We start from the raw sequence: 4,996 nt of genomic DNA, 5'->3' as shown, positions 1-4,996 counted from the left end.
TAACTGGTAATTGGTAATTGGTAACTGGTAAGTGGTAACTGATTAAATAGTTTCGTCATGAGATCAGCCAAACGGTATTTATACTTTAGAGAGGCATATTTTGTGATTTCCTGTTACTATCAACTCATGTTATCGGTTATCAGTTATCGGTTATCAGGTTATCGGTAAAGAGCAAGCAGTAGCCTGCTATCTCAAATTACCGATTACTGATTACCGATTACTTTAAATAATCACAATTTATACCCCACTGGAGTATAATTACCAGTTACCAATCACCAGTTACCAGAATCAAATTCCGTGCGTTATTTGTTCACCACGACACTAGCGGTAGTTAGTGAACAATAGTCCGTTTCACTAACTATTGTTCACTTTCCCTTAATATTTGTAACCGTTCAGGTATAGATAAAAATATGTAACTATAACTCAAATCTCAAAACGCAAAACTACAACTTAAAACTAAAGGCTTCTCCATCAGTCGCAATAAATCTCAATCAGTCTCTTAGAGAATTCATAGAGTTATTGTAATTACAATCTCTTAACTCTATAAACTCTATTAGTTTTAAGGTTTTGAGTTTTGACATTTGAGTTTTGAGTTAATATTGTCCCATCTGATGGAGACGGCTGAACGGTTACAAAAAAGATATTTTCCTCTCTGCGAACTCTTGCGTCTCTGCGGTGAACGGTTACTAATATTTTACCATAGCTGAAATTATATGGGTATTGCCCAGGTCATATTTGGCAAAGGCATAATCTATTTGCCAATCTACACCTTTATAACCTAATCCCGTGGATATATCACTGCCATAAAATCCTAATCTCCAGGCTATTTTCTGATTAAATATTGCCTCTGTTCCTAACTGGAATTTGAATGAATCTCCTTTTTCATCGGCTATTCCTGTTGTAATGAGAATATTATCAATTTTTGTTTTCCAGAGGGTTAAGTTTTTATTTAGATTAGTTGCTATGCCAAATTTGAATCCAAAACCAGGGTCGTTAATATTACTCGCTAAAATATTTCTCAGCATAACACCTAGCCTGACATTTTGCAGTTGTTTTGTGCCATATTTAGGTTTCATTAATACTCCTAAGTCTATGGCATAGCCCCGGTGTTTATCACTGGCATCTTCTGCCTTTAAAAATTTAAGATTACCACCTGTGGATAAAGAAAATGGAAGATTTTTCTTCAATCTTAGCCTTTTTCCATAAGATAATCCAATTGTAGTTTCTGTAATATCAGTTTTTTTAGTTTCACCTGATATTTTATCTACAACATCTTCCGCTAAATAAATGAGCCCTATGTTACCTTCCAAAAGATAAACATTAGGTTGAACAATACAAAAAGAATCCATATTGGCTTTACTGACACCATATAAACTGGCATGACTGAAACTCATTCCTGTTATTTCACCCAGTTCAACCAGGCCAGCCGGATTCCAATAAATAGTTTCTATATCATCACATACAGATACAACAGACTTACCCATACCAAGATTTCTTGCCCCAATGCCTACATCTTTAAACCCCGCATAACTATTACTTCCTACAAAAATTACCACGCTAAGAATAACTAATTTTTTTAACATTTTTACAACCCCCTTTATCTTTGTAGGTAACTCTTCAGCCACGGATGGACACGGATAAAAGACCCAAAACCGTAAGGCGTGTTCGTCATAGAGGTAAAGTTTTCAATCTACCCTCCACTAAAGTGGGGTAGAAGAAAACTTCTACCCGGCTTTAGCCGAGGGTTTAGTTAACGCTTATGGGTTAAATCCTGCGGATATTTCTTGTGTCTGAGCCCGAGTTCCTAGTGTGGTGTTGAGTAAGTTTTGTACGGCGTATCATCAGATTTCATAACCTGCAAACGGATAATTGGTAACTGGTAACTGGTTAAATGGCTTCGTCATAAGCTAAATCGAACGGTATTTAATTACCAGTTACCAATCACCAGTTACCAGAATCAAATTCCGTGCGTTATTTGTTCAACACGACACTAGCCCTCTTTTTTTATCCGTGCTCATCTGTGTCCATCTGTGGCTGAATAGTTACCTTTGTATTACTATACCATACTTAATGATTTTATGCAACAAATTTTTTATATTTTGAATTGACTTTATTATAAAATTATAGTAAAATAGAATAGCGAGAGGAAAGAAAAGATTATATGTTTAGAAGTCTCTCGGATAAAAATGGTAATTTACCGCAGAGACGCAGAGGAACAGAGAAGAAAATATAAAGATTAATAAACAACGAAAGACCCAAAATGCAAAAAAAAAGGAAATTTTTGTCTCTGGTAAATAGATTTTAATTTTTTTCTCTGCGTCTCTGCGGTGAACGGTTACAGAAAAGGGAGGTGAATTTAATTTATGTCATTGCTACAACGATTAGAAGAGGCAAAACAAGTTGCCACAACCGCAGAAAGGCATATACCAAAAATGATTGATAAGCCTTTACAAGGATTAAAGGTAAAGGTGCATGAAAAATTGGTCAGCGACCTTGATTTAAAGGCATTAGAGGATAAAGATGGAAATATAAAGAAAGACCTTTTAAAAAACCAGGTTGAAGAGTCTATTTTATTAATTTCCTCCCAGGAGCGAATGACTCTAACAAGGGCAGAACATGAGCGAATATTAGAGGAGATATTAGATGAGATATTAGGGTTAGGACCTGTTGAGCCGTTGCTAAAGGACCCATCTATTTCTGAAATTATGGTTAATGGTCCCAATCAAATCTATGTCGAACGGCAAGGAAAAATAGAACGCACAAAGGTTACCTTCAATGATAATACACATCTTTTACATATAATTGACCGAATTGTATCGCCTATTGGACGACGGGTAGATGAATCAGTTCCTTATGTTGATGCTCGACTTAAAGATGGTTCACGGGTGAATGTGATTATTCCTCCTTTATCTCTAAAAGGACCTATTTTAACCATCCGTAAATTTTTTAAAGAAAAGTTACAAATTGCTGATTTGATTAGATTTGGCACATTAACACCCAATATGGGAGAATTCTTGAAGGCATGTGTTGGGGCAAGATTGAATATTATTGTTTCTGGTGGAACAGGCTCAGGAAAAACAACTACTTTAAATGTTTTATCATCGTTTATACCTGCGGATGAAAGAATTGTGACGATTGAGGATTCTGCGGAATTACAACTTCAGCAGGAACATATCATTACCCTTGAGACGCGTCCTCCTAATATTGAAGGTAAAGGTGAAATTACCACACGGGATTTAGTGCGTAATGCGTTAAGGATGAGGCCGGATAGAATTATTGTCGGTGAGGTCCGCAGTGGTGAGGCATTGGATATGTTACAGGCAATGAATACCGGCCATGACGGTTCACTGACTACGGTTCATTCTAATTCCCCAAGAGATACATTATCCAGAATAGAAACAATGACACTTATGGCAGGTATGGAGTTGCCGGTCAGGGCAATTCGAGAACAAATTGCCTCAGCAATTGATTTGATTGTCCACCAGCAAAGACTCCAGGATGGTAGTAGAAAGATAACTAATATCACTGAAGTTCAAAGTATGGAAAATGATGTCATTGTGCTCCAGGATATATTTGTTTTTGAACAAAAAACAGTAGATGAAAAAGGTAAAGTCATTGGTGAGTTAAAACCAACTGGTATTAAACCTAAATTTTATCCGGTATTTGAAGAAAGAGGTATTAAACCACCAGCGGGAATATTCACTAAATAGATTGTAATCAAATAGGTAAGGAGCAAAGGAGGTTATTTTGTAGTTACATAGTTAAAAAAATTGTAACCGTTCAGGGTGTAACGAAGGGGAAATGGAGAAATCAGGGAAAAGGGGAAAAAGTATTCTTATTTTAGTAAGAAAATCATATTATTTAGAATGTCATTGACAACTGATGAAACCTTCTGCTACCTAATTCCCCTACTCCTTTCCTTTCTCCCCATTTCCCCTTTTCTCCTTATTTACACCTGAACGCTTACAAAAAATTAAAGAATGCTTATTTTATAAGGGTTTTGGATAAATTAGAAAAAATAATTTGCTGAAAATGACAAAAATGACTTGACAAATTTAAAGTTTTGTGGTATATTATCTATTGTAGAGAATTAAGGTATGAGGAGAAAAAAGATGAAGGAACAAATTCCTATCTATCTATCTATCTATCATTTTTTTGTGTTCTAAAGTCAGGGTTAGACAAGTGTGGCTTGCCAGCTAGCCTACTAAAGGAAAGATACAAAGGCGGATTTGCGTGAGAAAATAATCAACGCAAAACACGCCTTTTTTGTTAAAGGAAAGATTGGGAAAGATTGGGGTTATAGCAGTTATTAACTGGAACTTTACATAGGATAATATCCATAAATAAGGTATGAGAATAATCGTTCCGTTAGGAACATAATATCGGTAGGAATAGATAGACAAATCAATCAGTTCCGTAGGAACGATATATTGGTAGAATTATGGAAAGATGAATTATACAAATACATCATGGGTATTATCAAGAACAATTAACATAAACCATTGGTGATAAACGGAATGCCAGACCATATTCAGGTATTGTTTGGTATGAGGGCATCACAATCTCTTTCAGATTTAATACAGGATATAAATTTCTACCAATATATTGTCCCTATGGGACATTAAATGTGGTTAATTTTTGACATTACCGAAAAAACTTTAGGAGGTATAAAGTATGTTAAAGAGAAGATTAATTTTAATCGTAGGCATAGGAGTGATATTATTACCTCATCCTGCTTTGGCCATAAGTAGTAAAGCCGGTAAGGCAGGGGCTAATTTTTTAAAGATAGGCATAAGCCCAAGGGCATCTGCTATGGGTGAGGCATTTTGTGCTGTGGCAGATGATGTTAATAGTATTTATTATAATCCGGCTGGACTGACTCAAATTAAACAAAGGACTTCTGCTCTGATGCATACTGATTGGCTCCAAGAGGTAAATTATGAATTTTTGGCATATACTGAGCCTTATGGTTCAAAGAAAACCCTGGGTTTAAGTT

General features: G+C 35.6%; 4 protein-coding genes. 3 read left to right on the top strand and 1 reads right to left on the bottom strand.

Annotated features, from left to right (window positions below; all coding sequences use genetic code 11):
• Nucleotides 1–686: 686 nt before the first annotated feature.
• Entirely contained in the window at nt 687–1,583 is an 897-nt protein-coding gene (locus tag AB1414_15395) for a hypothetical protein (GenBank protein ID MEW6608804.1), read from the bottom strand.
• A gap of 780 nt (nt 1,584–2,363) precedes the next feature.
• On the opposite strand from AB1414_15395, the gene AB1414_15390 reads away from it, so the two are divergent.
• The 3 genes from AB1414_15390 to AB1414_15380 form a co-directional block, all read left to right on the top strand.
• A complete protein-coding gene (locus AB1414_15390) occupies nt 2,364–3,710 on the top strand; it encodes a CpaF family protein (GenBank protein MEW6608803.1) in 1,347 nt (448 codons plus the stop codon).
• Between the two features lie 353 nt (nt 3,711–4,063).
• The gene (locus AB1414_15385) at nt 4,064–4,237 is read left to right on the top strand and encodes a hypothetical protein (protein ID MEW6608802.1); all 174 of its coding nucleotides are present in this window, start codon (nt 4,064–4,066) and stop codon (nt 4,235–4,237) included.
• Between the two features lie 437 nt (nt 4,238–4,674).
• On the top strand, nt 4,675–4,996 hold a 322-nt coding region (locus AB1414_15380; GenBank protein MEW6608801.1), incomplete at its 3' end, for a UPF0164 family protein.

Source organism: bacterium (assembly GCA_040755795.1).
GTDB lineage: Bacteria > UBA9089 > CG2-30-40-21 > CG2-30-40-21 > SBAY01 > JBFLXS01.
Note: the sequence above shows the minus strand (reverse complement) of the source record. Positions and strands in the feature narration are given on the sequence as shown.

Bases quoted from the DNA above. Each gene is read 5' to 3' on its own strand.
- AB1414_15395 (MEW6608804.1), bottom strand. From the start codon at position 1,583: ATGTTAAAAAAATTAGTTATTCTTAGCGTGGTAATTTTTGTAGGAAGT.
- AB1414_15390 (MEW6608803.1), top strand. From the start codon at position 2,364: ATGTCATTGCTACAACGATTAGAAGAGGCAAAACAAGTTGCCACAACC.